Here is a 25,364-nt window from a genome sequence, read left to right on the forward strand (position 1 = left end):
TCGGTGGCCGTCACGGGGACGGCCACCGACGCGGGATCAGCGGCCGGACTCGAGCGAGCCCGCGCGGCCACCGCCGTAGGAGCCGGCGAGGCCGGCCGCGGCGAGACCGTTGCTGCCGGTGGCACGGTTGCCCTCGGTGCGGTTCATCTCCACCTCGAGACCCTGGCCGCGACCGTCGAGGTCACGCAGCTGGCTCTCCAGGTACGCCTTGAGGCGGGTGCGGTACTCGCGCTCGAACTGCTTGAGCTCCTCGATGTGCTTCTGCAGCGCGGTGCGCTTGGCGTCCAGGCCGCCCATGGCCTCCTGGTGCCGCTGGCGGGCGTCCCGCTCCAGGGCGTCGGCCTTGGCGCGCGCCTCCCGGGTGACCTCCTCGGCCTTGGAACGGGCCTCGGAGAGCAGCTGGTCGGCCTCGCGACGGGCGTCGGAGACGTGGTCGTCGGCGGTGCGCTGGGCCATCATGAGCACCCGCAGCGCCTGCTGCTCGCCGTCAGCGGTCACGCCGGCCGGGCCGCCCTGCGTGCGGACCTGCTCCAGCTCGGCCTGCATCGCGCGGGCCGCCTGCTCGGCGGCCGCCTTGTCGCGCTGCACCCGGTCGAGCTGGGCCTTGACGTCGTTGAGCTCCGCCGCGAGGCGGGCGTCGCCGCCGGGGCCGGCGGGAGCGCCACCCCGACCGCCGCGCTCCACCTGGGCGCGCAGCTCGTTGTTCTCCTCGATCAGACGGGCCAGCTCGCGCTCGACCTCGTCCAGGAAGGCGTCGACCTCCTCCTCGTCATACCCCCGCTTGCCGATCGGCGGCTTTTTGAAGGCGACGTTGTGGACGTCGGCCGGGGTCAGCGGCATCGAAACTCCTCGGGTCAGTTGCGGCCGCGAAAGCGCTCTGGTCAGGCAAACGCGAAGATCAGGCGCCTAAACACGAACTCCATCAGCACGAACAGGATAACCAGGAGCACAAGGGAGGCCAGGTCGATGCTCACGGTACCAATTCGCAGTGGCGGGATCACACGCCTCAACGCTCGCAGGGGCGGATCAGTGACGCTCCACACGACTTCCAGTCCCGCCGACGCTCCCCGGCCCGGTTGCCAGCGGCGACCATAGGCCAGCACCGCCCCCATAACAAATCGCGCCAAAAGGACAATTAGGAAGATGTACAGCAACAGGTAGAGCACCTGGAACAGGATCGACAACACGGCAGGCGACGTCCCTCGGTCGTGCGGCTCAGCTCAGGCTGAAGAAGCCGCCCTCAGCGATCTTGGCCTTGTCCTCCGCGGTGACCTGGACGTTGGCCGGTGAGAGCAGGAACACCCGGTTGGTCACGCGCTCGATCGTACCGCGCAGACCGAACGCGAGCCCGGCGGCGAAGTCGACCAGTCGGCGGGCGTCCGCCTCGTCCATCTCGGTGAGATTGATGATCACCGGTACGCCGTCGCGGAAGTGCTCGCCGATGGTCCGCGCCTCGCGGTACGTGGTCGGGTGCAGCGTGGTGATCTGGTAGCGCTGCTCGTCCTCCGGCGCCACGCGCTCCCGCTCGCGCGGCTGGGCCTGCGGCGCGAGCGCGAGGTTGTCCCGGGTGTGGTAGGTCAGGGCGCCCGAGGTGTCACCGGCGGAGGACCGGGTGATCGACCGCACGCTGGACCGCTCGGCCCGCTCCGGGCGCTCGGACTCGGCCCGGTCGGCGTCGACCGCGCGGCTGGAGGCGCGCTCGGACAGCCGGCCCCGGTCGCCGAGCCGGCTCCGCGTCGTCGGCGGCTCCTCGGCCTCGTCGTCGTCCTCGTCGGCGAACTCCTCGGCGTACCGGCTCGACCGGTAGCGCGACGAGTCCCGGTAGCCACCCTTGTCGTAGCCACCGTCCTCGTACGCCCGCTCGTCGTCCTCCTCGACGAGACCGAGCCAGACCCCCGCCTTGCGCAGTGCACCCATCCCCGCGCCCTTCCGTCCGCCGTGCGGCACGCGCCCCCGTGCCGTGTCGCTTGATCACGAGTGGACGATCATGCCCACCGGACCGGATCGGCAATCCCCTGACGCGCGGTTCGCGGTCCGCCCGTCACGGCCCCCGGCTACGGGAACGCCGTCCTGAACAACACTGATGTAATTTGCTTCCGTCGTGCTGAGGCTACCGCAGCGCAGGGCGCATTCCGAGCAACGCGCTGCCGACACGGACATGTGTCGCGCCGTGCCCGATCGCGCTCTCCAGGTCTCCGCTCATGCCCGCCGACAGCACCGTCGCGCCCGGATGGTCGGCCCGCAGTGCCGCCGCCACCTCGGCCAGCCGGGCGAACGCCCGGTCCGGCTCCCAGCCCAGCGGCGCCACCGCCATCAGGCCCGCCAGCCGCAGACCGTCGGCGCCGGCCACCGCCGCGGCCACCGGGTCGAGCCCTCGCTGCGGATCGGCCGCGCCGGGCAGCGCCCCGCCCCGGTCCGGGTCGCCGTCGATGCTCACCTGCACCAGCACGTCCAGCGGCCGGTCCCGGACCGCGCCGGCGGCGGCGTCCAGCGCGGCGGCCAGCCGGACGCTGTCCACCGACTGGACCACGTCGGCGTACCGGACCACCGAGCGGGCCTTGTTGCGCTGCAACTGGCCGATGAAGTGCCAGCGCGGCGTGGCCCCGGCGTCGGCGACCGCCTCCGCCTTCGGCGCCGCCTCCTGGTCGCGGTTCTCCCCGACGTCGGTCACGCCGAGCCCGGCCAGCGCGACCACGTCCGCCGCCGGGTACGTCTTGGTCACCGCGACCAGGGTGACCTCGTCGCGCGGCCGCCCGGCCGCCGCGCAGGCGTCGGCGATGCGGGCCCGGACCCGGGCCAGGCCGGCCGCGAGTTCGGCGCGCCGCTCGGGCCGCACCGCCGTCTGTGACTCCGTCATCGGCGCGGCTCAGGACCCGTTCTTGAGGAAGTCGGGCACGTCGACGTCGTCGAAGAGCACCCGGCGCGACGGCTGCTGCGGCGCCGGCATGGTGGCCGGCGGACTCGCCGGCGCATTCGGCTGGGCCGGCGGGTTCTGGTTGCTCTTGCGCGGCGACTCGACCGCCTTGTACGCCGGCGTGCCCCCGTCGAAGCCCGCCGCGATCACGGTGACCCGCACCTCGTCGCCGAGCGCGTCGTCGATGACCGCGCCGAAGATGATGTTCGCGTCCGGGTGGGCCGCGTCGGTGACCAGCTGCGCCGCGTCGTTGATCTCGAACAGGCCCAGGTCCGACCCGCCGGCGATGGAGAGCAGCACGCCGCGCGCGCCGTCCATGCTCTGCTCCAGCAGCGGGCTGGAGATGGCCGCCTCGGCCGCCTCGACGGCGCGGTTCTCGCCCCGGGCGCTGCCGATGCCCATGAGCGCGCTGCCCGCGCCGCTCATCACGCTCTTCACGTCGGCGAAGTCCAGGTTGATCAGACCCGGCGTGGTGATCAGGTCGGTGATGCCCTGGACACCGGAGAGGAGCACCTGGTCGGCGGTGCGGAACGCGTCCATCATGGAGATGTTGCGGTCGCCGAGCGCGAGCAGCCGGTCGTTCGGGATCACGATGAGCGTGTCGCACTGGTTGCGCAGTTCCTCGATGCCCGCCTCGGCCTGGACCTGCCGGCGCTTGCCCTCGAACGAGAACGGCCGGGTGACGACGCCGATGGTGAGCGCGCCGAGCTTGCGGGCGATGTTCGCCACGACCGGCGCGCCGCCGGTGCCGGTGCCGCCGCCCTCGCCGCAGGTGACGAACACCATGTCGGCGCCCTTGAGGACCTCTTCGATCTCGTCGCGGTGGTCCTCGGCGGCGTTCTTGCCGACGTCCGGGTTGGCGCCCGCGCCCAGTCCCCGGGTCAGCTCCCGGCCCACGTCGAGCTTCACGTCGGCGTCGCTCATCAGCAACGCCTGCGCGTCGGTGTTGATCGCGATGAACTCGACGCCCTTGAGCCCAACCTCGATCATCCGGTTGACGGCGTTGACGCCGCCGCCCCCGATGCCGACGACCTTGATGACCGCCAGGTAGTTGTGCGGAGGTGTCATCTCCGGTCCTTTCCCTTCGAGATTGGCATGGGCCGACCCCACACGGCTTGGCCGGATCAGCGGCCTCCGACGGCTGAACCCTCACCCTCTACTAGAGGCTTAGAGTTATGTCAACCACTGATCTCTTCGGGGCAACGTATGCGCCGCCGCGCCAGGAGCCAAGGACCTGTTCCGGCGTGTCGCAGACCTAGCGACCGGGGACACAGCGCACACTCGCTGAGCCGCGGGTCACTCGAACGTGACCACGTCCGGCGCGCTGACGTCGATCCGGTCGGCCTTGCGGCTCAGCAACGCGGTGGCCACGGTGGACTTGTCGGTCCCCCGGGAGGCGTCGCCCCAGAACACCTGACGCTCGCCGCGCAGCATCAGCGTGATCCGGGCCAGCCCGGCCACGTCCACCGCGACCAGCTCCGCGCGCAGCTTCTCCCCCAGCGCGGCGAGCACCGCCAGCCCGGCCCGCGTACCCGGATCGTCGGGGCCCGGCCGAGCCACCTTGACCAGCGGCAACCCGTCCGGCGCCCGGTCCAGCCGCTGGAACACCACACCCGCGCCGTCGACCACCACGAAGCCGTCGCCCTGCGGCACCGCCGCCACCGGGGTGCGCTCCTGCACCCGGATCACGAGCGTGCCCGGCCACTCCCGCTCCACTGTGGCGCGGGCCACCGGGGGCAGCGTGCCGACCTTGCGCGCGGTCGCGTCCAGGTCCACCCGGGCCAGCGGCGCGTTGTCCGGCACCGCGGCGGCGTCGCGGATCTGCACCGGGGTGACCAGCCGCGCGCCGACCACCCGTACCTCGCGCACCCCGAACAGGCCGGTGCCCAGCACCGTCCACGTCACCAGGCCCGCGACGGCGAGCACCGCGGCGGCGACCGCCCAGGGCAGCGCGGCCCGCATCCGCCGCTGCCGGGCCCGGGCCATGAACCGGCGGGTCGACGGCGGCACGGCGTCCGCGTTCGCCCGAACCAGCTGCCAGCGCCGGGCCGGACTGCGCCGCCCGCCGCCGCCGTCCGGTCCGGGGGTACGGCCGCGGGCCGGACCGGGACTCATCCGGCGGGGGTCGCCGCGCCGTCCGGGTCGACGCCGGCGCCCAGCCCCGTGCCCCCGGCGGAGCGGGCGAGCAGGGCGTCGAGCAACTGGTCCCCCATCAGCGAGGTCGGCGGCGCGCCCATGGTCACCACCACGTCGCCGGTCCGCGCCCGCCGGACCACCTCGCCCGGCACGTCGTCCCACGCCTCGACGAACACCTTGCGCTCGACCGGCAGCGGCACCTCCTGGATCAGCGCGGCCGAGCCCTCGCCGGGGCGGCGCGTCTCGCCGGGGCCGAAGACCTCCAGCAGCACCACCTCGTCGGCGATGCCGAGCGCGGCGGCGATCTCCGCCTGGTTGTCGCGGGTGCGGTAGAGCCGGTACGGCTGGAACACCACGAGCAGCCGGCCGTCGCCGGCCACCTCGCGCAGCGTCTGCAACGCCAGCGTCATCGAGGTCGGGTGGTAGGCGTACTCGTCGTAGACCAGCACGCCGTCCGCGGCGCCCTTGCGCTCGAAGCGGCGCCGCACGCCCGGGAACGCGCCGAGCGCGGCCTCCGCCGCGGCCACCGGCAGTTCCAGCAGGTACGCGGCGAGCACCGCGGCGGCGCTGTTGAGCGCCATGTGCCGGCCCGGTACGGGCAGCCGGATCTCACCCAGCGGCCGGCCCTCGACCTCGGCCTGGTAGCGCACCCCGTGCGCGGACGACACGACCTCGCTCATCCGCAGGTCCGCGTCGGCGGACTCGCCGTACGTCCAGACCCGGCGGCCCTCGGCGCGCAGCGTCTCGGCCAGCCGGCGCCCGCCCGCGTCGTCGGCGCAGGTGATCACGAAGCCGGCCGGGTCGGTGAGCCGGGCGAACTCGGCGAACGCCGCCTCCAGGGTGGCCAGGTCGCCGTAGGTGTTGAGGTGGTCCGCCTCGATGTTCGTGACGATCGACACGAACGGCCGGTAGATGAGGAACGAGCGGTCGCTCTCGTCCGCCTCGACCACGAAGTGCTCGCCGGTGCCGTGGTGCGCGCCGGAACCCACCTCGGAGATCTCGCCGCCGATAACGAACGACGGGTCGGTGCCGGCCTGCTGGAGCACCATGGTGACCATCGAGGTGGTGGACGTCTTGCCGTGGGTGCCGGCCACCGCCACCGTGCGGCGGCCGGTCATCGCGGCGGCGAGCGCCTCGGAGCGGTGCAGCACCCGCAGACCCCGCCGGCGCGCCTCGACCATCTCCAGGTGGTCCTGCGGGATGGCCGAGGAATAGACCACCGTGTCCACCCCGTCGAGGTTGGACGCCTCGTGGCTGGAGTGGATGGTGCCGCCGAGCGCCCGCAGGCCGGCCAGCGACGGCCACTCCCGCAGCTCGCTGCCGGAGACCGGCAGGCCCCGGGTGAGGAAGAGCCGGGCCAGCCCGGCCATCCCGACGCCGCCCACCCCGATCAGGTGGATCCGGCCCAGGTCCTCCGCCGTCATGGTGCCGGCGGGCGTGAACTGCGCGGTGTTCATCAGACGTACCTTCCCGTCGCGGTTTCCCTCATCAGCGGGCGACCGCCTCGTAGACGAAGTTCAGCAACGCCACGTCGCCGTCGCGGCGGCCGTAGCCGGCCGCGGCCTGGCTCATCGCGTACAGCCGCTGCGGGTCCCGGATCAGCGGGATCACCGTCCGCTCCACCCAGGCCGGGGTCATCTCGGCGTCGTCGACCAGCAGGCCGCCGCCCGCCTCCACCACCGGCAGCGCGTTGCGCTTCTGCTCCTGGTTGCTGTGCGGGTAGGGCACGTAGACGGCGGGCAGGCCGATCGCGGCCACCTCGGCGCAGGTCATCGCGCCGCCCCGGGCCAGCATCAGGTCGGCCGCGGCGTAACCCAGCTCCATCTCGGACAGGTACGGCAGCGTGACGTACGGCACCGGAAGGTCGGTGGGCACGGACACCGGCTCGTTGCGGGCGCCGATGACGTGCAGCACCTGCACGCCGTTGCGCGCCAGCTCCTTCGCCGCGCCGGAGACGGCCAGGTTGATCGAGCGGGCGCCCTGCGAGCCACCGGCGACGAAGAGCACCGGCAGGTCGGGACGGAGTCCGAAGTGGGCGCGGGCGGCGTCACGCAGCGCGACCCGGTCCAGCCCGGCGATGCCCCGGCGCAGCGGCACGCCCACCACGCGGGCGTCGCGCAGCGCCTCGGCCTGGGCCGGCTGGTGCGGGAAGCCCACCGCGACGTTCTTGGTGAACTTCATCCCGAGCCGGTTCGCCACGCCCGGCGGCACGTTCACCTCGTGGATGACGATGGGCAGCTCCCGCCGCCACGCGGCCAGGTAACCGGGCACCGAGACGTACCCGCCGAAGCCGACCACGGCGTCGGCCTGGACCTCGTCGATCACCTTGCCCGCCGCGCGCGCCGCCTTCCACATCCGGTCCGGGGTCCGCACCAGGCTCATGTTGACCGACCGGGGAAGCTGGTAGGCCGGGATCTGCCGCAGGTCGTAGCCGGCCGGCGGGATCAGCTCGTTCTCCAGCCCCTTCGGTGTGCCCAGACAGGTGATCCGGACGCTCGGGTCGTGTCGGCGCAGGCAGTCGGCGAAGGCGAGCAGCGGGTAGATGTGCCCGCCCGTACCCCCTCCGCAGAGCACCACCGAACGCAGCGGACCCATCAGCGTCTCCTCTCGCTCGCCGCGCCGGAGCGCGCCCGGCCGGGCCGGGCGCCGCGGGGCGCGGCTTCGTCGTCCTGCCGCCGCTGCCGGGACCGGGGCACGGACCCTCGGTCGGCCGGGGGCGGCGCCGGCTTACGGCGCCGGCCGGGAAGCGGCGGCAACGGGGCCCACACTAGTCGGACCCATCGGGCGGGCGGACGGGCATGCAGCGCTCGCGCCGCGTCCGGCTCCGCGCGGGCGAACGAGGCGAGCATGCCGATCGCGGCGAGCGTCACCACCAGGGCGCTACCGCCGTCGGAGATGAACGGCAGCGGCACACCGGTCAGCGGCAGCAGGCCGGTGACGCCACCGATGTTGATGACGGCCTGGCCGACCAGCCAGGCGGTCACGCCGGCGGCGGCGAGCCGGCGGAACGGGTCCTCGACCCGGCGGGCGATCCGCATCCCGGTGTACGCGAGCACGGCGAACAGCGTCAGGACCACTGTGCAGCCGACCACGCCCAGTTCCTCGGCGACGATGGCGAAGATGAAGTCGTTGTGCGCCTCGGGCAGGTAGTTCCACTTCAGCGAGCTCTGGCCCAGGCCGACGCCGAACCAGCCGCCGTTGCCGATCGCGTAGCGGGCCTGCACGAGCTGGTAGCAGTAGTCCAGCTTCTGCTCGAAGCAGGTCTTCGGATCCGGCGGGTCGAGCCACATGGTGAGGCGGCCGAGCCGGTAGTTGTCCGCGTCCCGGGAGCCGGAGCCGGCGCCGAGCGAGGCGGCGGCCACCAGCAGGCCGATGCCGGCCAGGCCGATCGCGGAGAGCGCGGCGAAGACCCGGCCCCGCACGCCGGCCGCCCAGAGCAGCCCGACCACGAGCGCCAGCAGGCAGAGCATGCTGCCCAGGTCGTTGAAGCCGACCAGCACGAACAGCAGGCCCACCACCGGGAACAGCGGTGTGGCCAGTTCCTTCCACCAGCCCAGCGCGGCGCCCTTGCGGGCCAGCACGTGCGCCGCCCACAGCACCAGCGCGAACTTCGCCACCTCGACCGGTTGCAGCGAGATCGGCCCGAGGGAGAGCGAGAGGAGTTCGGCCCGCAGCGGCCCGATCGACGTCACCCCGAACAGCGAGTTGAGCGCGACGAACAGGTTGAGCGTGAGCAGCAGCGCCACCGCCACGCCGAGCGCCGGGCGGCTCACCGCCCGGAACGTGCGCGCGGGCAGCCGCTGGCAGGCCCAGAACGCGCCGATGCCGATCACCGCGAACACGGCCTGCTTGGTCAGCGACGCGGACGCGTCGCCGCCCTCGGCGAAGTCCTTCACGCTCGTGGCGGAGAAGACCATGGTGAGGCCGATCAGCAGCAGCAGGCCGGCGCTGGACAGCAGGAGGTAGTACGAGGCCAGCGGCCGGGCCAGCAGGCCGCGCAGCGCGGCCAGGCCACCGGCCGGATCCCAGCGCGCCGCGGGCGGGTCGGCCGGAGGCGTGGCAGCCGGAGGCGTGGCAGCCGGGGCACGGCGGGCCGGCGGGTCGCTGGTCACCTGGATGTCTCGTCCCTCCCCCACAGGCCCATCATGGCCGCTCGACCCGCCCGCCCGTGGCGCAACCGCCCGGTCGGCGTGTCGGAACGTGAGACGGCGGGGCTCCGGTGACAATCGGGAGCCCCGCCGTGACGCAGTGGTGCGGTCAGCTCACCGCGGCGAGGAACTCGCTGTAGAACAGGCCCAGCGCGATGGCCACGCCGATACCGGCGATGATCCAGAACCGGACCACGATGTTGACCTCGCTCCAGCCGGCCAGCTCGAAGTGGTGCTGCAACGGCGACATCCGGAACACGCGCTTGCCGGTGGTGCGGAAGGAGATGATCTGGATGACCACGGACATCGTGATGATCACGAACAGGCCGCCCAGGATCGGCAGCAGCAGGATGGTCCGGGTGGACATCGCCATGCCGGCGATCAGGCCGCCCAGCCCGAGCGCCCCGGTGTCGCCCATGAAGATCCGCGCCGGGGACGTGTTCCACCACAGGAAGCCCACGCAGGCACCGGCCGCCGCACCGGCGATCAGCGCGATCTCCAGCGGGTCGCGCACCGCGTAGCAGTACGACTCGGTGTAGTTCGGGTCGGCGCACCAGTGCCGGTACTGCCAGAACGCGATCAGCGCGTACGCCGCGAGCACCATCACCGAGGCGCCGGTGGCCAGGCCGTCGAGACCGTCGGTGAGGTTGACACCGTTGGTGGCCGCCATGACCACCATGATGATGACGATCACCGCGCCGATCTTGCCGATCTCCAGCGCCGGGATGTCCCGGATGAAGCTCAGCGTGGTGCTGCCCACCGTCTCGGTGTTCGTCGCGTTGCCGCCGGCGTCGGTCATGCTCGACGGGAAGTAGACGGCCACCGCGCCGAACACGGCTCCGACCAGGATCTGCCCGGCCAGCTTGCCCCGCTTGTTGAGGCCGCCGCTGTGCCGCTTGCGGACCTTCAGGAAGTCGTCGATGAAGCCGACCGCGCCGGAGAACACCATCAGCCCCAGCAGCACCAGCGCCGTGATGGTCGGCTCGACCTGGGCGATCTGCGCGTCCGGCAGCGTGGTCAGCGCCAGGTGCCCGGCGACGTACGCGATGACCGTGGCCAGGATGAAGACCACGCCGCCCATCGTCGGCGTGCCCTTCTTGCCCTCGTTGCTGGCGAGCCCGAGGTTCGATCGGATCGGCTGGCCGGCCTTCAGCCGCGCGAACACCTTGATCGCGATCGGGGTGCAGAACAGCGAGATCAGGAACGCGACCCCGATGGCGACGATGACCGCCCTCATGCGGCGCCGCCCTCCGTCGCACCCTCACCGGCGTCCGCGCGCAGCGCGTCGGCCACCTCCCAGGTCCGGTACCGGGAGCCCTTCACCAGCACCACGTCTCCCGGACGCAGCTCGCTCCGCAGCACCTCGACGGCCGCCGCCTGATCGGTGAGCAGCACCGACTCTCCTCCCCAATTACCTACCGCTGTCGCGCCCTCGTGGATCGGCGCCGCCGGCTCGCCCACCACGAGCAGCCGGTCCACTCCCAGTTCGGCCGCGAGCCGGCCGACCTGCTGATGCCCCTCCCGTTCGAAGTCACCCAGCTCGGCCATGTAGCCGAGCACCGCGACGGTACGCCCGTCGCCGCGCATGCTGGCCAACGCCCGCAGCGCCACGCCGGTGGACGCCGGGTTGGCGTTGTACGAGTCGTCGATCACGGTCACCCCGTCGGGACGCTCGAAGACGTCCATCCGGCGGGTCGAGACCAGGCCCAGCTCGTTCAGCGCCGCCGCCAGGTCGGACAGCGGCAGGCCCAGCTCCCGGCCGACCGCCGCGGCGGCGAGCGAGTTGGAGACCTGGTGCCGGCCGGTCAGCCCGAGCCGCACCGGCGCGCTGCCCTCCGGGGTCACCAGGGTGTACGAGGGCCGTCCCCGGCCGTCGAGCGTCACGTCCACGGCGCGCACGTCGGCACGCTCCGACTCGCCGTAGCGCACCACCCGGGCGCCGGTACGCGACGCCATCGCGTCGACCCGCGGGTCGTCGGCGTTGAGCACCGCCAGCCCGTCGTCGGGCAGCGCCTCGACCAGCTCGCCCTTGGCCAGCGCGATGGTCTCCACCGAGCCGAACTCGCCCAGGTGCGCCACGCCCACGTTCAGCACCACCGAGATCCGCGGCGGCACCACGTCGCACAGGTAGCGGACGTGCCCGACCCCGCGGGCGCCCTTCTCCATCACCAGGTAGCGGGTCTCCGGCGTGGCCTGCAACGCGGTGTACGGGTGCCCCAGCTCGTTGTTGAACGAGCCGGGCGGCGCCACCGTCGGGCCGAGCCGCACCGCCAGCTGGGCGATCAGGTCCTTGGTGGTGGTCTTGCCGGACGAGCCGGTCAGCCCGATCACGGTCAGCCCGGGCAGCCGGTCCACCACCGCGCGGGCCAGCCGGCCCATCGCGTCGAGCGCGTCGCCGACGAGCACCATCGGCACGCCCGGCACCTCCCGGGTGCCGAGCACCGCGACCGCGCCGGCCGAGATCGCGCCGGCCGCGTAGTCGTGGCCGTCCACCCGCTCGCCGGGGAAGGCGACGAACAGCCCGCCCGGGCTCACCTTGCGGGAGTCGAACTCGACCGTGCCGGTGACCCGGGCGTCCGGGTCGGCGCCGGCCAGCCGGCCGTCGACGGCGGCGGCCACCTCGGCCAGCGTCAGCGGGATCACTGCTGACCCACCAGGTCACCGAAGCGGGCGCGCAGCGCCGCCGCCAGCTCCACCCGGTCGTCGAACGGCAGCACCTCGCCGCCGATCTCCTGGCCGCGTTCCTGGCCCTTGCCCAGCACCGCCACCACGTCACCCGGTTCGGCCACCCGGACCGCCTCCTCGATCGCCGCCCGCCGCCCGGGCACCTCGATGACGCGGGCCGGGGTCGCGGCGGCGTACGCGCCGGTCAGCACCTCGGCCCGGATCGCGGCCGGATCCTCGGTCCGCGGGTTGTCGTCGGTCACCAGCACCACGTCGGCGCCGCGCGCCGCCACGCCGCCCATCACCGGCCGCTTGCCCCGGTCCCGGTCGCCGCCGGCGCCGAGCACGCAGATCAGCCGGCCTTCGGTCAGGCCGCGCAGCGCGGTGAGCACCGCCTCGATCGCGTTGGCCTTGTGGGCGTAGTCGACGACGCCGCGTACCGGGGCGTCGCCGCTGACCAGTTCCAGCCGGCCGGGCACGCCGCCGCAGGCGGCCACACCGCGCGCCGCGGTCCGTGCGTCCACCCCGGCGGCGACCAGCAGGGCGACCGCGAGCAGCGCGTTCGCGACGTTGTGCCCGCCGGGCAGCGCCACGCCGGTGGGCAGCGTCAGACCGTCCGGCCCGTGCAGCGTGAAGCGCTGCGCGTAGCCCTCGCCGTCGATCCCGTCGGCCCACCAGGTCGCGTCCGGGTCACCGGCCGCCGAGTAGGTGACGGTGCCCGGCTTGTACAGCGGGCGCAGCGCCGGGTCGTCGTGGTTGAGCACCTCGACCCGGCAGCGGCCGTCGAACAGCTTGGCCTTGGCCGCGAAGTAGTCCGCCTCGTCGGCGTGGAAGTCCAGGTGGTCGGAGCCGAAGTTGGTGTAGCCGCCCACGTCGAACCGGACGCCGCCGACCCGGCCCATGGCGAGGGCGTGGCTGGACACCTCCATGACCACGGTGTCCACCCCGTGCTCGCGGGCCACCGCGAGCATGGCGTGCAGGTCGGTGGCCTCCGGAGTGGTCCGGACGCTGTCGATCACCAGGTCGCCGAGGCGGGTCTCCACGGTGCCGATCAGCCCGGTGACGTGCCCGGCGGCCCGCAGCCCCGCCTCGACCAGGTAGCTGGTGGAGGTCTTGCCGGCGGTGCCGGTCACCCCGATCACGGTCAGGCCGGCGGTCGGGTCGCCGTAGACGGTCGCGGCCACCTCGCCGAGCGCGTCGCGCGGGTCGTCGACCACGACCACGGGCAGGCCGGTCCCGGCTGCGAGCGCCGCGCCGGCCGGGTCGGTCAGCAGGGCCACCGCGCCCGCCTCGGCGGCAGCGGCGGCGAACTCCGCGCCGTGGCGCCGGGCACCGGGCAGGGCGGCGTACAGGTCGCCGGGGCGTACCTCCTGGGAGGCGTGGGTCACGCCGGTGACGGCCAGTTCGGCGGCCTCCTCCGGCGGGGTCGCCGCCACGCGGGCGGCGAGGTCGCCGAGCCGTACGGGACGCACGGTTGTGGGACGTGGATTGCCGGGCACGGCGTCAGACCCTACCCGGTCGTCCGGTTCCGACCGCACAGCCGCCCCGGTGGTTCGTCGCCACTCACCGATGATGTCCCGCCGTCCCCGCTCAGCGCGGAAAGACCTCGAACTTCGGGGACTTGTTGGTGAGCGACGGCGGCACCCGGTAGTGGCGGAGAGTGAAGCCCATCATCTCCCGGAACGCGGGCGCGGCGACCGCGCCGCCCCCGCCGCCGGGGCTCCACACGAACACCGCGACGACGTACCGGGGGCTCTCCGCCGGGGCCATGCCGATGAACGAGCCGACCTCGCCGGGCTGCTGCTTGCCGCCGTCGTAGCGCAGCCCGGTGCCGGTCTTGCCGGCCACCCGGTAGCCGGGCACGGCCGCGGCCAGCCCGGTCGCCGGGCCGTCCGGGCCGTCGACGGTGGTGACCGCCTCCATCATCTGACGCAGTGCCGCCGCGTTGGCCGGGCTGAGCACCGATCGGGTGGTGGGCGCCGCGGCGGGGCTGCGCTTGCCATCCGCGCCGATGGTCTCCTTGACCAGGTGCGGCTGCACGTACGTGCCGTTGTTGGCGATGGTGGCGTACGCGGCGGCCATCTGCAGCGGGGTGGCGTCCACGCTGTGCCCGATCGGCACCGACCCGTACGCCGAGCCGCTCCACTGGTCCGGCGGGAGCAGCCGGCCCGCGGCCTCACCGGGCATCCCCTCTCCGGTCGCCTGGCCCAGCCCGAACCGCTTCTGGTAGTCGAAGAGACGGTCCTTGCCCAGCTTCTCGGCGATCTCGATGGTGCCGACGTTGGACGAGTAGGCGAGCATGCCGGGGATGCTCATGGTGCGGCCGTCGGCCGGATGGGTGTCGCGGAACGTGACGCCGCCGCGGACGATCGTGTTGGCGACCGGGAACGTGGTGTCCGGCGTGATCACGCCCTCCTGGAGCGCCGCGCCGTAGGTGATCGCCTTGTGGATCGAGCCCGGGTCGACCACGAACGTCGTGGCCGCGTCGTCCCGGTCGGCCGGGGAGCCCACCTTGGTGGGGTTGGCCGCGTCGTACGTCGGCTGGCTGGCCTGCGCCAGCACCTCGCCGCTCGGCACCTCGATGATCACCGCGGCGCCGACGCTGCCCTTCACCTTGGCCGTCTGCTTCGCCAGGATGCGTTGCGTCATGAACTGGAGGTCCCGGTCGACGGTGAGCTTCAGCGAGCTGCCCGGCTGCGGCTGGGTGGTGCGGCTGTAGCCGCCCGGGATGGGCGCGGCCAGGTCACCGAGGCCCACCTCGTAGGTCCGCTTGCCGGCCTGCCCGCGCAGCACGTCGTCGTACTTGGCCTCCAGCCCTTCCAGGCCGTTCATGTCCTGGCTGACGAAGCCGATCAGGTTGGCGGCCAGGTCACCGCCGGGCACCTCGCGCCGCTCGTCGCGGTGCACGTTGATGCCCGCCAGGTCGAGCGCCATGATCTTCTTCGCGGTGCCGATCTCCACGCCGCGGGCCAGGTAGACGAACTGCAACGGGGTGTCGGTGCCGGGCAGCGTGCGCTTGCGCATCTTCTCGGCCAGGTCGGACACGGGCACGCCGAGCAGCGGGGAGAGCAGGCGCGCGGTGGCGAACCGGTCCTTGACCCGGGTGGGGTCGGCGAACACGTACCGGGCCTCGACGCTGTGCGCCAGCGGCTCGCCGCCGCGGTCGAGGATCGCCCCGCGCGGGGCCGGCAGCTCGACCACGGCGAGCCGGTTGGGCAGGCCGCCGTCGGCGTACGCCGGGGTGTCCACGGTCTGGAGGTAGACCAGCCGCACGCCGATGCTGGCGAACAACGCCAGCGCCAGCACGGTGCCGAGCCGCAGCCGCCGGCGCGGGTCGCCGAGTCGCGGTGGCCGGCGCGGCTTGCGTACCGGCCGGCGGGGCTGGGCGGCCGGGCGGCGCGGCTGGGACCGGCGGCGCGGCGGCGGCGCGTCCTCGTCGTCGTCGTCGAACGGTTCCCGCACCGGCCGGGACGAGACGGTCCGCACCACGCCGGCCCGGCCGCCCGCGGCGGTGGACCGGCGGCCGGACCGGGCGCCGTCGGTCACGGGCTCGCGCGTGCCGGCCCGCCCGGCCCGGCCGCCGTCGAGCACCTGCAACGCGGGCCGGAACGGGTCGCCGGACCGGTTGCTGCGGGGGGTACGCCGTTGCTCGGCGCCGCCGCCCTCGCGCACGGTCCGCCCCCGCGGGGTGTACGCGCGGGCGTCGGAGATCCCGCCGAGGCCCGGCTCGCGCGGCTCCGACCCCCGCGACGATCCGCGCCGGGAGCCTGTGGCGTCCCGGCGCGGATCATCCGATCTCGGCGGCATGACTCAGCCTCCGTTGCCCTGCTGGCTGGTGACCGACGGGGCGCCCTGCGCGGGGTGCGGCACCCCGATGGTCTGCCCGTCCGGCAGCCGGATGTAGGCCGGGTCCTCGGACTCGACCAGGCCGAGCCGCCGGGCGTTGGCGGTCAGGTTGCCGGGCGCCTTCTGCTCGGCGATCTCCTTCTTCAGCTCCTGCTCGTCCACGTCCAGCTTGGCCTGCTGCTGCTGGAGCTTCTCCAGCTTGAACGCGTTCTCGTTGATCTTGGTGTTGACCGCCAGGATGCCCAGCACTCCACCGACCACCAGCACCAGGATCAGCGCGACGAACGGAGCCCGGGGCACCCGGATCGGCGCCGGCGGGGCGACCCGCAGGCGCGGCGCCGGCGCACCGGTGACCCGGGTACGCTCGGCCGGCCGCAGGGCGGCGGTGCCCTGCGTCGGGAACTCGCGCGCCCCCCGGCCGCGAGTCGCCTCCCGGCGGTCGGTCGCCGTCGTGTCCCGCGTGGTGCGCTGCGCCGCGGTCCGGCCCCCCGACCGCGGTGCGCGCTGCCCGACGGCTCCCCGGCCGTCGCGCTTCTCGACGTTCATGTCCCCTCCCCCTCCTCGTCCGTCCCGTTCGCGTCCCCCGGGGCCGACCCCGGGTCCTTGCCGGACCCCGGTGACCCCGTCCCCGGTTGGTGCATCGCCTTCACCCGGCGGCGGTACCGTTCGCGGTCGGTACGCCCCTGCCGGGCCGCCTCCGGGTCGAGCCGTTCCGCGGCCCGCAGCCGCACCGAGGCGGCACGCGGGTTCGCGGACACCTCCGCCTCCCCGGGCAGCTCGGCGCCCCGGCTCAACAGCCGGAACGTCGGGCCCGACCCGGGCAGTTCGACCGGGAGGTCGACCGGGCCCTTACTGCGAACCCGGTCGGCGAGCGCGTGCTTGGTGAGCCGGTCCTCCAGCGAGTGGTAGGACAGGACCACCATGCGGCCGCCCACTGTGAGCTTGTCCAGAGCAGCCGGCAGCGCCGTCTCCAGCGCTGCCAGTTCTCTGTTTACCTCGATCCGTAAAGCCTGAAACGTTCTCTTTGCCGGGTGTCCACCGGTTCGTCGGGCCGGCGCCGGAATGGCGTCCCGCACCAGCTCGGCCAGGCGGGCCGACGACGTGATCCGGGTCCGCTCCCGTTCCCGGATGATCGCCGAGGCGATCTTCCCGGCGAACTTCTCCTCGCCGTACACCCGCAGCAGGCGGGCCAGGTCCGGGTGGGAGTAGGTGTTGACCACCTCCTCGGCGGTCACCCCCCGGGTCTGGTCCATCCGCATGTCCAGCGGCGCGTCCTGCGCGTACGCGAACCCGCGGTCGGGCGCGTCCAGTTGCAGGGACGAGACTCCGAGGTCGAACAGCACCCCGTCGATCGCCGGGTAACCGAGCCGGTCGAGCACCTCGGGCAGCTCGTCGTAGACGGCGTGCTCCAGGTGGATCCGGTCGGCGAACCGGGCCAGGCGGACCCGCGCGTGGGCGAGCGCCTCGGTGTCCCGGTCCAGGCCGATCAGCACCGTGTCCGGATGCGCCGTGAGCACCGCCTCGGCGTGCCCGGCCAGGCCGAGTGTGGCGTCGACGTGCACGGTGCGACCGGGCCGGCCCAGTGCGGGGGCCAGCAGCTCGAGACACCGCTCGAGCAGCACCGGCACGTGCGTGCCGCGTAGCTCCCCCATCTCGACCCCCACCCCGTTCGCCAACCGCTCCGTCACGTGTCCGTCGTCGCCACGACGCCTCGCCATACCGCCAGATCCCCATCCGCTCCCGCCCGCCGGAGGCCGCGGCCCTCCGTGTCGGATCGTGCGCCTGGCACCGGGGAAGGGGTGCCAGGAACTCGAAAGCGGCTGGAGATCTCGCAGTACGTCGGGCGCCGTCACGCCCTACAGACCGCCGGGCAGCACCCCCTCCTCGATGTCGGCGAAGTCGTCTTCGCTCTCCGCGAGGTAGGCCTCCCAGGCCGCCTTGTCCCAGATCTCCACTCGGGTGCTCGCTCCGATCACGACCAGATCCCGGTCCAGTGCCGCGTACGACCGCAGGTGGCCGGGTATGGTGACCCGCCCCTGCTTGTCCGGCACCTCGTCGTGCGCGCTGGCGAAGAAGACCCGGCTGTAGGCCCGGGCCGCCTTGCTCGTCATCGGCTGCGCGCGCAACTGGTCGGCGATCCGCTGGAACTCGGGCATCGGGAAGACGTAGAGGCAGCGCTCCTGCCCTTTGGTGATCACGACACCCCCCGCCAGTTCGTCCCGGAACTTCGCCGGCAGGATCAACCGGCCTTTGTCGTCCAGGCGCGGAGTGTGGGTGCCGAGGAACATCGGCCCAACCCCCTCGCCCTGAGCGGCGTTCGCGGCGCCGCTGACCCCCCGGGCCGGTGTGGCCCTCCCGGCCTCACCATCGCGCCCCACTCTACTCCACTTCCCTCCACCTGCAACCAGAATCGCCCGCGCGGCGTGGCGTTTCCGCGCACAAAACCGCACGTCAACGCGGGTGGGGCCGAGTGGAGGGGGTGGGGCGCCCTCCACACCGTCCGCTACCCGACATCGACCGCCGCCGTCCGGCCCCGCGCGCTCCGGCCGTCCGCCGGGCCGTCCCCGGCCGAACGGTTCGCCGTCGGCGGCGATCTGGTGGAGGTGGCGGTCCGGTAACCTCGCTCGGGTGACGGACGCGAAGATGCCCTTGCGGGCAAAGGTGGCCAGCTCCGTGTCGCGCACCGCCGCGGCGCTGTCGCGGGCTGCGGGCCGTGGCGACGGCTCGGTGATCGGCGGCTGGATCGGCCTCAAGATCGACCCGGACCTGCTCGCCCACCTCTCGGCCGGGCGCGCCATCGCCCTGGTGTCCGGCACCAACGGCAAGACCACCACCACCCGGCTCACCACCGCCGCGGTCGGCGTGCTGGGCCGGGTCGCCACCAACTCCTTCGGCGCGAACATGCCCACCGGCCACACCTCGGCGCTGGCCAAGGCCGGCAGCACGCCGTACGCCGTGCTGGAGGTGGACGAGCACTACCTCGCCCAGGTGCTGGAGGCGACCGAGCCGCACGTGGTGGCGCTGCTCAACCTCTCCCGCGACCAGCTCGACCGCGCCAAGGAGGTCGCCATGATGGCGCAGCTCTGGCGCGCCGCCCTGGTCCGGCACCCGCGGATCCGGGTGGTCGCCAACGCCGACGACCCGATGGTGGTGTGGGCCGCCTGCCCGCCGGCCGACCCGGCCCAGGGTCACGTGCCGCCGCACGTCACCTGGTTCAGCGCCGGGCAGCGCTGGCACGACGACTCCTGGGTCTGCCCCGAGTGCGGCTCCACCATCCAGCGCTCCGGCGAGCAGTGGTGGTGCACCGGGTGCCCGCTGCGCCGCCCGGAGCCGAACTGGACGGTCGAGGACGACGGCGTGCTCGACCCCACCGGCGCCTGGCACAAGATCCAGCTCCAGCTCCCCGGCAAGGTCAACCTCGGCAACGCGGCCACCGCCCTGGCCGTCGCCGCCGAGTTCGGCGTACGCCCGGTGGACGCGGTGTCCCGGCTCGGCACCGTCACCTCGGTGGCCGGCCGCTACGCCCAGGTCGACCGCGACGGGCGCAACATCCGGCTGCTGCTGGCGAAGAACCCGGCGAGCTGGCTGGAGGCGTTCGACATGGCCGACGTCGCGCCGACACTGCTGTCCATCAACGCCCGCGACCCCGACGGCCTGGACACGTCCTGGCTGTTCGACGTGGACTTCTCCCCGCTGACCGGCCGGCAGGTGCTGATCACCGGCGACCGGGCGTACGACCTGGCGGTGCGGCTGGAGGTCAACGGCGTGCCGTTCCAGCACGTACGCAGCTTCGACGAGGCCGTCCGCGCCGTGCCGCCGGGCCGGCTGGAGGTCATCGCCAACTACACCGCCTTCCAGGACATCCGAGCGGAGCTGGACCGTGTCAACTGAGAGCCTGCGCATCGTCTGGATCTATCCCGACCTGCTGTCCACCTACGGCGACCGGGGCAACGCGCTGATCCTGGCCCGCCGGGCCCAGCTGCGCGGCATGCCGGTCGAGGTGCTCGAGGTCCGCTCCGACCAGCGGCTGCCCGCCACCGCCGACATCTACCTGATCGGCGGCGGCGAGGACGGCCCGCAGGCGCTCGGCGCCCAGCGACTGATCGCCGACGGCGGCCTGCACCGGGCGGTGGCCCAGGGTTCGGTGGTGTTCGGCGTCTGCGCCGGCTACCAGCTCCTCGGCACCTCCTTCTTCGCCAAGGGCACCCGCTGCGCCGGCCTGGAGCTGCTCGACCTGTCCTCCGACCGCGGCCCCACCCGGGCGGTGGGCGAGCTGGCCGGCGAGGTCGACCCGCGGCTGGGCATCCCGCACCTGTCCGGGTTCGAGAACCACGGCGGCCGTACCCACCTCGGCCCGGGCGTGTCCCCGCTGGCCCGGGTCACCACCGGGGTCGGCAACGACGGGGCCACCGAGGGCGCGTGGCGGGGCAAGCTGCTCGGCACCTACTCGCACGGCCCGGCGCTGGCGCGCAACCCCGACCTGGCCGACCTGCTGCTGCGCTGGGCGACCGGCATCCACCAGCTCCCCCCGCTCGACGACACCTGGGCCGACCGCCTCCGCTCCGAGCGCCGCACCGCGGTGGCCGCCGCCCCGAGGCCGTGACCGACGCCGCCCGGCCGGGGCGGCGACCGGTGGCCCGCCGGCTCGCCGGGTTGCTGCGGCAGCCCTCGGCGCGCCGGTTCGGGCTGCTCCTGCTGCTGCTCGCCGGGTTCGGCGTGACGCTGCTGCTGGTGCCCCGGCCGGACCCGGCCGACCTGCCCCGGCTCGCCGACTCGCTCGGCGGCTACGGTCCGCCCGCGGCGGTGGTCGGCGGCGCGCTGCTGCTGGTGGCGCTGGTGCCGCGGACGTTCGTCACGCTGGCCGCGGGCGCGATCTTCGGCCCGGTGCACGGCGCCGCGTACGCGCTCGGCGCGGCGCTGCTCGCGGCGGCCATCGGCTTCACGGTGGGCCGGGTGCTCGGCCGTGACTTCGTCGCCGAGCGGGTACGCGGCCGGCTGGCCCGCCTCGACGGCTGGTTCGCCCGGCAGAGCGTCTTCGGCGTGATCACCGTACGGCTGCTGCCGATCGCCGGGTTCGGGCTGGTCAGCTACGGCTACGGCACCACCGCCGCCCGGGTGATGCCGTTCCTGGCCGGCAGCGTGATCGCCTCCGCCCCCACCGCCATCGGCTACGCGGCGATCGGCGCGGCCGTGAGCACGCCCGGTTCGATCAACTGGTACGCGGCGGCGCCTGCGAGCCTCGGCCTGATCGCCAGCGTGCTGATCATCCACCGCTGGTGGCGGGCCGAACGGCGACGCCGGTCCGAGCCGGCATGACCGGCGGCGGGCGTGTCCCCGATGTGGACACGCCCACCGGCCCGGTCAGGCGACGACCGAGACCATCCGGCCCTTCACCACGATCACCTTGCGCGGCTCCTTGCCGCCCAGCGCGCCGGCCACGGCCTCCAGCGCCGCCGCGCGGACGGTCTCCTCGGTGGCGTCGGCCGGCACCTCGATCCGGCCCCGGACCTTGCCGTTGACCTGCACCGGGTACGTGACCGACTCGGCCACCAGCAGCGCCGGATCGGCGACCGGGAAGTCCTCGTACGCCAGCGAGGCGTCGTGGCCCAGCTTGTGCCACAGCTCCTCGGCCACGTGCGGGGCGAACGGGGCGACCATCAGCACCAGCGGCTCGGCCACCTCGCGCGGGGTACGCGCCAGCCGGGTCAGGCCGTTGGTCAGCTCGATCAGCTTGGAGATGGCGGTGTTGAACCGGATCCCGTCCATGTCGGCGCGGACCCCGTCGATCACCTTGTGCAGCAGCCGCCGGGTCGCCTCGTCGGCCGGCTCGTCGGTGACCCGCAGCTCACCGGTCTGCTCGTCGACCACGGTGCGCCAGACCCGCTGCAGGAACCGGTACGAGCCGACCACGGCCCGGGTCTCCCACGGGCGGGACACCTCCAGCGGGCCCATCGACATCTCGTACACCCGGAACGTGTCCGCGCCGTACGCCGCGCACATGTCGTCCGGGGTGACCACGTTCTTCAGGGACTTGCCCATCTTGCCGTACTCGCGCCGGACCTCGGTCTCGCCGTGGAACCAGCGGCCGTCGACCTCGACGACCTCCTCGGCGGGCACGTAGGCGCCGCGCGGGTCGACGAACGCGTACGCCTGGATCATGCCCTGGTTGAACAGGCGGCGGAACGGCTCGAAGGACGAGACGTGGCCCAGGTCGTACAGCACCTTGTGCCAGAAGCGCGCGTACAGCAGGTGCAGCACGGCGTGCTCGGCGCCGCCGACGTACAGGTCGGTGCCCCCGCAGTCGCCCGCGCCGCGCGGGCCCATCCAGTACGCCTCGTTCTCCGGGTCGGCGAAGCGCTGCGAGTCGGTCGGGTCCAGATAGCGCAGCTCGTACCAGCAGGAGCCGGCCCACTGCGGCATCACGTTGGTCTCGCGGGTGTAGCGCTTGGGCCCGTCACCCAGGTCCAGCTCGACCTCGACCCAGTCGCGCCGCCGCGACAGCGGGGTCTCCGGGTTGCTGTCGGCGTCCTCCGGGTCGAACGTCTTCGGCGAGAAGTCCTCCACCTCGGGCAGCTCGACCGGCAGCATCGACTCGGGCAGCGCGATCGGCGCACCGGTCTCGTCGTACACGATCGGGAACGGCTCGCCCCAGTAGCGCTGCCGGGAGAACAGCCAGTCGCGCAGCCGCCAGGTGACCGCGCCGGCGCCGTGCCCGTTGGCCTCCAGCCACTCGATGATCCGTGCCTTGGCGTCGGTCACGCCCAGGCCGTCCAGGTCGATGCCGCGCTCCGGCGCGGCGCTGTTGATCGCCGGGCCGTCACCGGTGTACGCCTTGCCGTCGAAGCCCTCCGGCGGCTGCACGGTCCGCACGATCGGCAGCTCGAAGACCTCGGCGAACTCCCAGTCCCGCTCGTCCTGGGCGGGCACCGCCATGATCGCGCCGGTGCCGTACCCGGCCAGCACGTAGTCGGCGATGAAGATCGGGATCTGCCCGCCGGTCACCGGGTTGGTGGCGTAGGCGCCGACGAAGACGCCGGTCTTCTCCTTGCTGTCCGCCTGCCGCTCCACGTCCGTCTTGGCCGCGGCGGCCTTCCGGTACGCCTCGACGGCCTCACGCGGGCCGGCGTGCCCACCGGTCCAGGCGTCCCGGGTGCCCTCCGGCCAGGTGGCGGGCGTCAGCACGTCGACCAGCTCGTGCTCGGGCGCCAGCACCATGTAGGTGGCGCCGAAGACGGTGTCCGGCCGCGTCGTGAACACGCGTACCGGCGCCGCGTCGGTCAGGAAGTCGATGTGCGCGCCGGTCGACCGGCCGATCCAGTTGCGCTGCTGCAGCTTGATCGGCTCCGGCCAGTCCAGCGTGTCCAGGTCCTCCAGCAGCCGGTCCCCGTACGCGGTGATCCGCATCATCCACTGCTTCAGGTTGCGCTTGAAGACCGGGAAGTTGCCGCGCTCGGAGCGGCCGTCAGCGGTGACCTCCTCGTTGGCCAGCACGGTGCCCAGCCCCGGGCACCAGTTCACCGGCGCCTCCGAGACGTACGCCAGGCGGTGGTCGTCGACGATCCGGCGCCGCTCCCCCACGGACAGCTCGGCCCAACCACGCCCGTCCGGGGTGGCGCGGGTGCCGCCCTCGAACTCGGCGATCAGCTCGGCGATCGGCCGGGCCTTGCGCGCGTCCGCGTCGTACCAGGAGTTGAAGATCTGCAGGAAGATCCACTGGGTCCAGCGGTAGAAGTCGGTGTCGATGGTCGCCACCGAGCGCCGCTCGTCGTGGCCCAGCCCCAGCCGGCGCAGCTGCGCCCGGTACCGCTCGATGTTCGCCTCGGTGGTGGTCCGGGGGTGGGTGCCGGTCTGCACCGCGTACTGCTCGGCGGGCAGGCCGAACGCGTCGAAGCCCATCGCGTGCAGCACGTTGCGCCCGGCCATCCGCTGGTAGCGGGCGTAGCAGTCGGTGCCGATGTAGCCCAGCGGGTGACCGACGTGCAGGCCCGCGCCGGACGGGTACGGGAACATGTCCAGCACGTACAGCTTCTCGGCGCCCGCGCGCGGGTGGCCCGGGTCGGCCAGCGGGCCCGCCGGGTTCGGCGCGTAGAAGGTGCCGTCCCGCTCCCAGGTGTCCTGCCAGCGGTGTTCGATCTCGTCGGCCAGGGCGGCGGTGTACCGGAACGGGGGAATGTCGGTCGCCGGTGCGGCTGCCTCACTCATGGCGTCTCCTCGGCGCGGATCAAATTCGAAAAATTGTGGGCGGTCTGCTGCGGGCACAAAAAAGCCCCTCGCGCAGGAGGGGCGGCCGTGCTGTCGCGCGTTCAGCGCATCAACACGGCTCGGTAAGAAGCAGGTAGAACCCGGCCATGCACGGCAGTGTACCTCGCCCGCCCGCCGGAGGGCTCGCCCGTTCCCGGGTCGACGCCCGGTCCCCCGGTCCGGCGAATATTCCGGGCGTAACCGACCGACCACCTGCGGGAGTCGGCAGTAACGACAAACATGGTTAGCCTGAGAGGCCAATGAGATTTCTGCGGCAGACGAGGCTCGGCGTCGCGAACCCAACGGCGGGTCCAGGTGCTCTATAAAGAGCTGCCGTCCAGGCGACGAGGAGGAGGCCCGTGACACAACAGACCTGGGACGAGGTGGGCGGTCTGCTGCCGCACGACGAGTTCCGCGCCGCCAGCGAGGCCATCGTGGCCAACATCGAGCAGGTCATCGAGGGCAAGACCGCCACCGTCCGGCTCGCCCTGGCGGTGCTGCTGGCCGAGGGTCACCTGCTCATCGAGGACGTGCCCGGCGTCGGCAAGACCAAGCTCGCCAAGGCGATGGCACGTTCCATCGACTGTTCGGTCCGGCGGATCCAGTTCACCCCCGACCTGCTTCCCAGCGACGTCACCGGTGTCAGCGTCTACAACCAGGAGACGCACGACTTCGAGTTCCGCCCCGGCGCGGTCTTCGCCAACCTGGTGGTCGGCGACGAGATCAACCGGGCCTCACCGAAGACCCAGTCGGCGCTGCTGGAGTGCATGGAGGAGCGACAGGTCACCGTCGACGGGGTCACCTACCAGTTGCAGACGCCGTTCATGGTGATCGCGACGCAGAACCCGATCGAGATGGAGGGCACCTACCCGCTGCCCGAGGCGCAGCGGGACCGCTTCACCGCCCGCATCGCCATGGGCTACCCGGACCCGCGCGCCGAGCTGGCCATGCTCGACGGGCACGCCGCGACCGACCCGCTGCCGGGGCTGCGTCCGGTCTCCGACGCGGCCACGGTCCGCCGGCTGATCGGCCACGTCCGGCAGGTGCACGTCGCCGACGCCGTCAAGCAGTACGCGATCGACCTCGTCACCGCCACCCGGGAGGCGCCCGACCTGCGGCTGGGCGCGTCCCCGCGCGCCACGCTCCAGCTGCTGCGCACCGCCCGCGCGGTGGCCGCCCTGGAGGGCCGCGACTACGTCCTGCCGGACGACCTCCAGGTGCTCGCGGTGCCGGTCCTGGCACACCGGATCATCCCGACCGCGGACGCCCAGCTGGCCCGGCGTACCACCGACGCGATCGTCTCCGAGCTGGTGCACCGCCTGCCGCTCCCGCACGACCGGCAGCGGTCGCCGTACGACACCCGGCCCGGCGCCGGCAACAACGGCCGCGGGCCGTACGAGCCGCGGAGGCCGTGA

The 25,364-nt window shown here is 73.3% G+C and carries 21 protein-coding genes; 4 read left to right on the forward strand and 17 right to left on the reverse strand.

What is annotated here, in order from left to right:
* Positions 1–36 precede the first annotated feature (36 nt).
* From GA0070562_RS13805 to mraZ, 16 genes are all read right to left on the reverse strand, one after another.
* A complete protein-coding gene (locus GA0070562_RS13805) occupies positions 37–840 on the reverse strand; it encodes a DivIVA domain-containing protein (RefSeq protein WP_091420772.1) in 804 nt (267 codons plus the stop codon).
* Positions 841–881: 41 nt separating this feature from the next.
* Positions 882–1,187 carry a YggT family protein gene (locus tag GA0070562_RS13810; protein WP_030500249.1) on the reverse strand — a complete coding sequence of 102 codons (306 nt, stop codon included), beginning with the start codon at positions 1,185–1,187 and terminating at the stop codon, positions 882–884.
* A gap of 28 nt (positions 1,188–1,215) precedes the next feature.
* Complete coding sequence (locus GA0070562_RS13815) at positions 1,216–1,917, reverse strand: cell division protein SepF (protein WP_091420775.1); 702 nt, start codon at positions 1,915–1,917, stop codon at positions 1,216–1,218.
* Between the two features lie 193 nt (positions 1,918–2,110).
* A complete protein-coding gene (locus GA0070562_RS13820; RefSeq protein WP_091420778.1) occupies positions 2,111–2,857 on the reverse strand; it encodes a YggS family pyridoxal phosphate-dependent enzyme in 747 nt (248 codons plus the stop codon).
* A gap of 9 nt (positions 2,858–2,866) precedes the next feature.
* Entirely contained in the window at positions 2,867–3,982 is a 1,116-nt protein-coding gene (ftsZ, locus tag GA0070562_RS13825; protein WP_091420781.1) for a cell division protein FtsZ, read from the reverse strand.
* Between the two features lie 228 nt (positions 3,983–4,210).
* Positions 4,211–5,029: a cell division protein FtsQ/DivIB gene (locus GA0070562_RS13830; protein ID WP_091420784.1), complete on the reverse strand. Its 819-nt coding sequence runs from the start codon at positions 5,027–5,029 to the stop codon at positions 4,211–4,213.
* On the reverse strand, positions 5,026–6,507 hold the full coding sequence (gene murC / locus GA0070562_RS13835) for a UDP-N-acetylmuramate--L-alanine ligase (protein ID WP_091420787.1): 1,482 nt from the start codon (positions 6,505–6,507) through the stop codon (positions 5,026–5,028). Before murC ends, GA0070562_RS13830 begins: the two co-directional genes overlap by 4 nt.
* Positions 6,508–6,538: 31 nt before the next feature.
* Complete coding sequence (murG, locus tag GA0070562_RS13840; RefSeq protein WP_091420792.1) at positions 6,539–7,645, reverse strand: undecaprenyldiphospho-muramoylpentapeptide beta-N-acetylglucosaminyltransferase; 1,107 nt, start codon at positions 7,643–7,645, stop codon at positions 6,539–6,541.
* Positions 7,645–9,162: an FtsW/RodA/SpoVE family cell cycle protein gene (locus GA0070562_RS13845; protein ID WP_091420795.1), complete on the reverse strand. Its 1,518-nt coding sequence runs from the start codon at positions 9,160–9,162 to the stop codon at positions 7,645–7,647. Before GA0070562_RS13845 ends, murG begins: the two co-directional genes overlap by 1 nt.
* Positions 9,163–9,307: 145 nt before the next feature.
* Entirely contained in the window at positions 9,308–10,435 is a 1,128-nt protein-coding gene (mraY, locus tag GA0070562_RS13850; protein ID WP_091420798.1) for a phospho-N-acetylmuramoyl-pentapeptide-transferase, read from the reverse strand.
* Positions 10,432–11,841 (reverse strand): UDP-N-acetylmuramoyl-tripeptide--D-alanyl-D-alanine ligase, encoded by a 1,410-nt coding sequence (locus GA0070562_RS13855; RefSeq protein ID WP_091420801.1) that lies wholly within the window; start codon positions 11,839–11,841, stop codon positions 10,432–10,434. The genes mraY and GA0070562_RS13855 overlap by 4 nt, the downstream gene beginning before the upstream one ends.
* A complete protein-coding gene (locus tag GA0070562_RS13860; RefSeq protein WP_175438734.1) occupies positions 11,838–13,400 on the reverse strand; it encodes a UDP-N-acetylmuramoyl-L-alanyl-D-glutamate--2,6-diaminopimelate ligase in 1,563 nt (520 codons plus the stop codon). The genes GA0070562_RS13855 and GA0070562_RS13860 overlap by 4 nt, the downstream gene beginning before the upstream one ends.
* A gap of 52 nt (positions 13,401–13,452) precedes the next feature.
* Positions 13,453–15,669 (reverse strand): peptidoglycan D,D-transpeptidase FtsI family protein, encoded by a 2,217-nt coding sequence (locus GA0070562_RS13865; RefSeq protein WP_091420807.1) that lies wholly within the window; start codon positions 15,667–15,669, stop codon positions 13,453–13,455.
* A gap of 3 nt (positions 15,670–15,672) precedes the next feature.
* On the reverse strand, positions 15,673–16,254 hold the full coding sequence (ftsL, locus tag GA0070562_RS13870) for a cell division protein FtsL (protein WP_091420809.1): 582 nt from the start codon (positions 16,252–16,254) through the stop codon (positions 15,673–15,675).
* On the reverse strand, positions 16,251–17,360 hold the full coding sequence (rsmH, locus tag GA0070562_RS13875) for a 16S rRNA (cytosine(1402)-N(4))-methyltransferase RsmH (protein ID WP_091421961.1): 1,110 nt from the start codon (positions 17,358–17,360) through the stop codon (positions 16,251–16,253). The genes ftsL and rsmH overlap by 4 nt, the downstream gene beginning before the upstream one ends.
* A gap of 204 nt (positions 17,361–17,564) precedes the next feature.
* A complete protein-coding gene (mraZ, locus tag GA0070562_RS13880; RefSeq protein ID WP_013287610.1) occupies positions 17,565–17,996 on the reverse strand; it encodes a division/cell wall cluster transcriptional repressor MraZ in 432 nt (143 codons plus the stop codon).
* Between the two features lie 355 nt (positions 17,997–18,351).
* Here mraZ and GA0070562_RS13885 point away from each other — a divergent pair, with 355 nt between their 5' ends.
* From GA0070562_RS13885 to GA0070562_RS13895, 3 genes are read left to right on the forward strand one after another with little or no spacing between them, the layout of a single operon-like run.
* Positions 18,352–19,599: a MurT ligase domain-containing protein gene (locus GA0070562_RS13885; protein ID WP_091421964.1), complete on the forward strand. Its 1,248-nt coding sequence runs from the start codon at positions 18,352–18,354 to the stop codon at positions 19,597–19,599.
* Positions 19,589–20,311, forward strand: coding sequence for a type 1 glutamine amidotransferase (locus GA0070562_RS13890; protein ID WP_091420812.1), 723 nt, complete (start codon positions 19,589–19,591; stop codon positions 20,309–20,311). Before GA0070562_RS13885 ends, GA0070562_RS13890 begins: the two co-directional genes overlap by 11 nt.
* Before the next feature lie 29 nt (positions 20,312–20,340).
* Positions 20,341–21,024 carry a TVP38/TMEM64 family protein gene (locus tag GA0070562_RS13895; RefSeq protein WP_372443342.1) on the forward strand — a complete coding sequence of 228 codons (684 nt, stop codon included), beginning with the start codon at positions 20,341–20,343 and terminating at the stop codon, positions 21,022–21,024.
* A gap of 45 nt (positions 21,025–21,069) precedes the next feature.
* Here GA0070562_RS13895 and leuS read toward each other — a convergent pair whose 3' ends face one another.
* Entirely contained in the window at positions 21,070–23,910 is a 2,841-nt protein-coding gene (gene leuS, locus GA0070562_RS13900; protein ID WP_091420818.1) for a leucine--tRNA ligase, read from the reverse strand.
* 398 nt (positions 23,911–24,308) lie between these two features.
* On the opposite strand from leuS, the gene GA0070562_RS13905 reads away from it, so the two are divergent.
* Positions 24,309–25,364, forward strand: coding sequence for an AAA family ATPase (locus tag GA0070562_RS13905; RefSeq protein WP_091420819.1), 1,056 nt, complete (start codon positions 24,309–24,311; stop codon positions 25,362–25,364).

Origin of the sequence: Micromonospora tulbaghiae (genome assembly GCF_900091605.1) — a bacterium.
GTDB classification, from domain to species: domain Bacteria; phylum Actinomycetota; class Actinomycetes; order Mycobacteriales; family Micromonosporaceae; genus Micromonospora; species Micromonospora tulbaghiae.

What these genes read in the sequence shown, in the direction of transcription:
- GA0070562_RS13805 (WP_091420772.1), bottom strand. Translation starts at nt 840, where the DNA reads ATGCCGCTGACCCCGGCCGACGTCCACAACGTCGCCTTCAAAAAGCCG.
- GA0070562_RS13815 (WP_091420775.1), bottom strand. Translation starts at nt 1,917, where the DNA reads ATGGGTGCACTGCGCAAGGCGGGGGTCTGGCTCGGTCTCGTCGAGGAG.
- GA0070562_RS13820 (WP_091420778.1), bottom strand. Translation starts at nt 2,857, where the DNA reads ATGACGGAGTCACAGACGGCGGTGCGGCCCGAGCGGCGCGCCGAACTC.
- ftsZ (WP_091420781.1), bottom strand. Translation starts at nt 3,982, where the DNA reads ATGACACCTCCGCACAACTACCTGGCGGTCATCAAGGTCGTCGGCATC.
- GA0070562_RS13830 (WP_091420784.1), bottom strand. Translation starts at nt 5,029, where the DNA reads ATGAGTCCCGGTCCGGCCCGCGGCCGTACCCCCGGACCGGACGGCGGC.
- murC (WP_091420787.1), bottom strand. Translation starts at nt 6,507, where the DNA reads ATGAACACCGCGCAGTTCACGCCCGCCGGCACCATGACGGCGGAGGAC.
- murG (WP_091420792.1), bottom strand. Translation starts at nt 7,645, where the DNA reads ATGGGTCCGCTGCGTTCGGTGGTGCTCTGCGGAGGGGGTACGGGCGGG.
- mraY (WP_091420798.1), bottom strand. Translation starts at nt 10,435, where the DNA reads ATGAGGGCGGTCATCGTCGCCATCGGGGTCGCGTTCCTGATCTCGCTG.
- GA0070562_RS13865 (WP_091420807.1), bottom strand. Translation starts at nt 15,669, where the DNA reads ATGCCGCCGAGATCGGATGATCCGCGCCGGGACGCCACAGGCTCCCGG.
- ftsL (WP_091420809.1), bottom strand. Translation starts at nt 16,254, where the DNA reads ATGAACGTCGAGAAGCGCGACGGCCGGGGAGCCGTCGGGCAGCGCGCA.
- rsmH (WP_091421961.1), bottom strand. Translation starts at nt 17,360, where the DNA reads ATGGGGGAGCTACGCGGCACGCACGTGCCGGTGCTGCTCGAGCGGTGT.
- mraZ (WP_013287610.1), bottom strand. Translation starts at nt 17,996, where the DNA reads ATGTTCCTCGGCACCCACACTCCGCGCCTGGACGACAAAGGCCGGTTG.
- GA0070562_RS13885 (WP_091421964.1), top strand. Translation starts at nt 18,352, where the DNA reads ATGCCCTTGCGGGCAAAGGTGGCCAGCTCCGTGTCGCGCACCGCCGCG.
- leuS (WP_091420818.1), bottom strand. Translation starts at nt 23,910, where the DNA reads ATGAGTGAGGCAGCCGCACCGGCGACCGACATTCCCCCGTTCCGGTAC.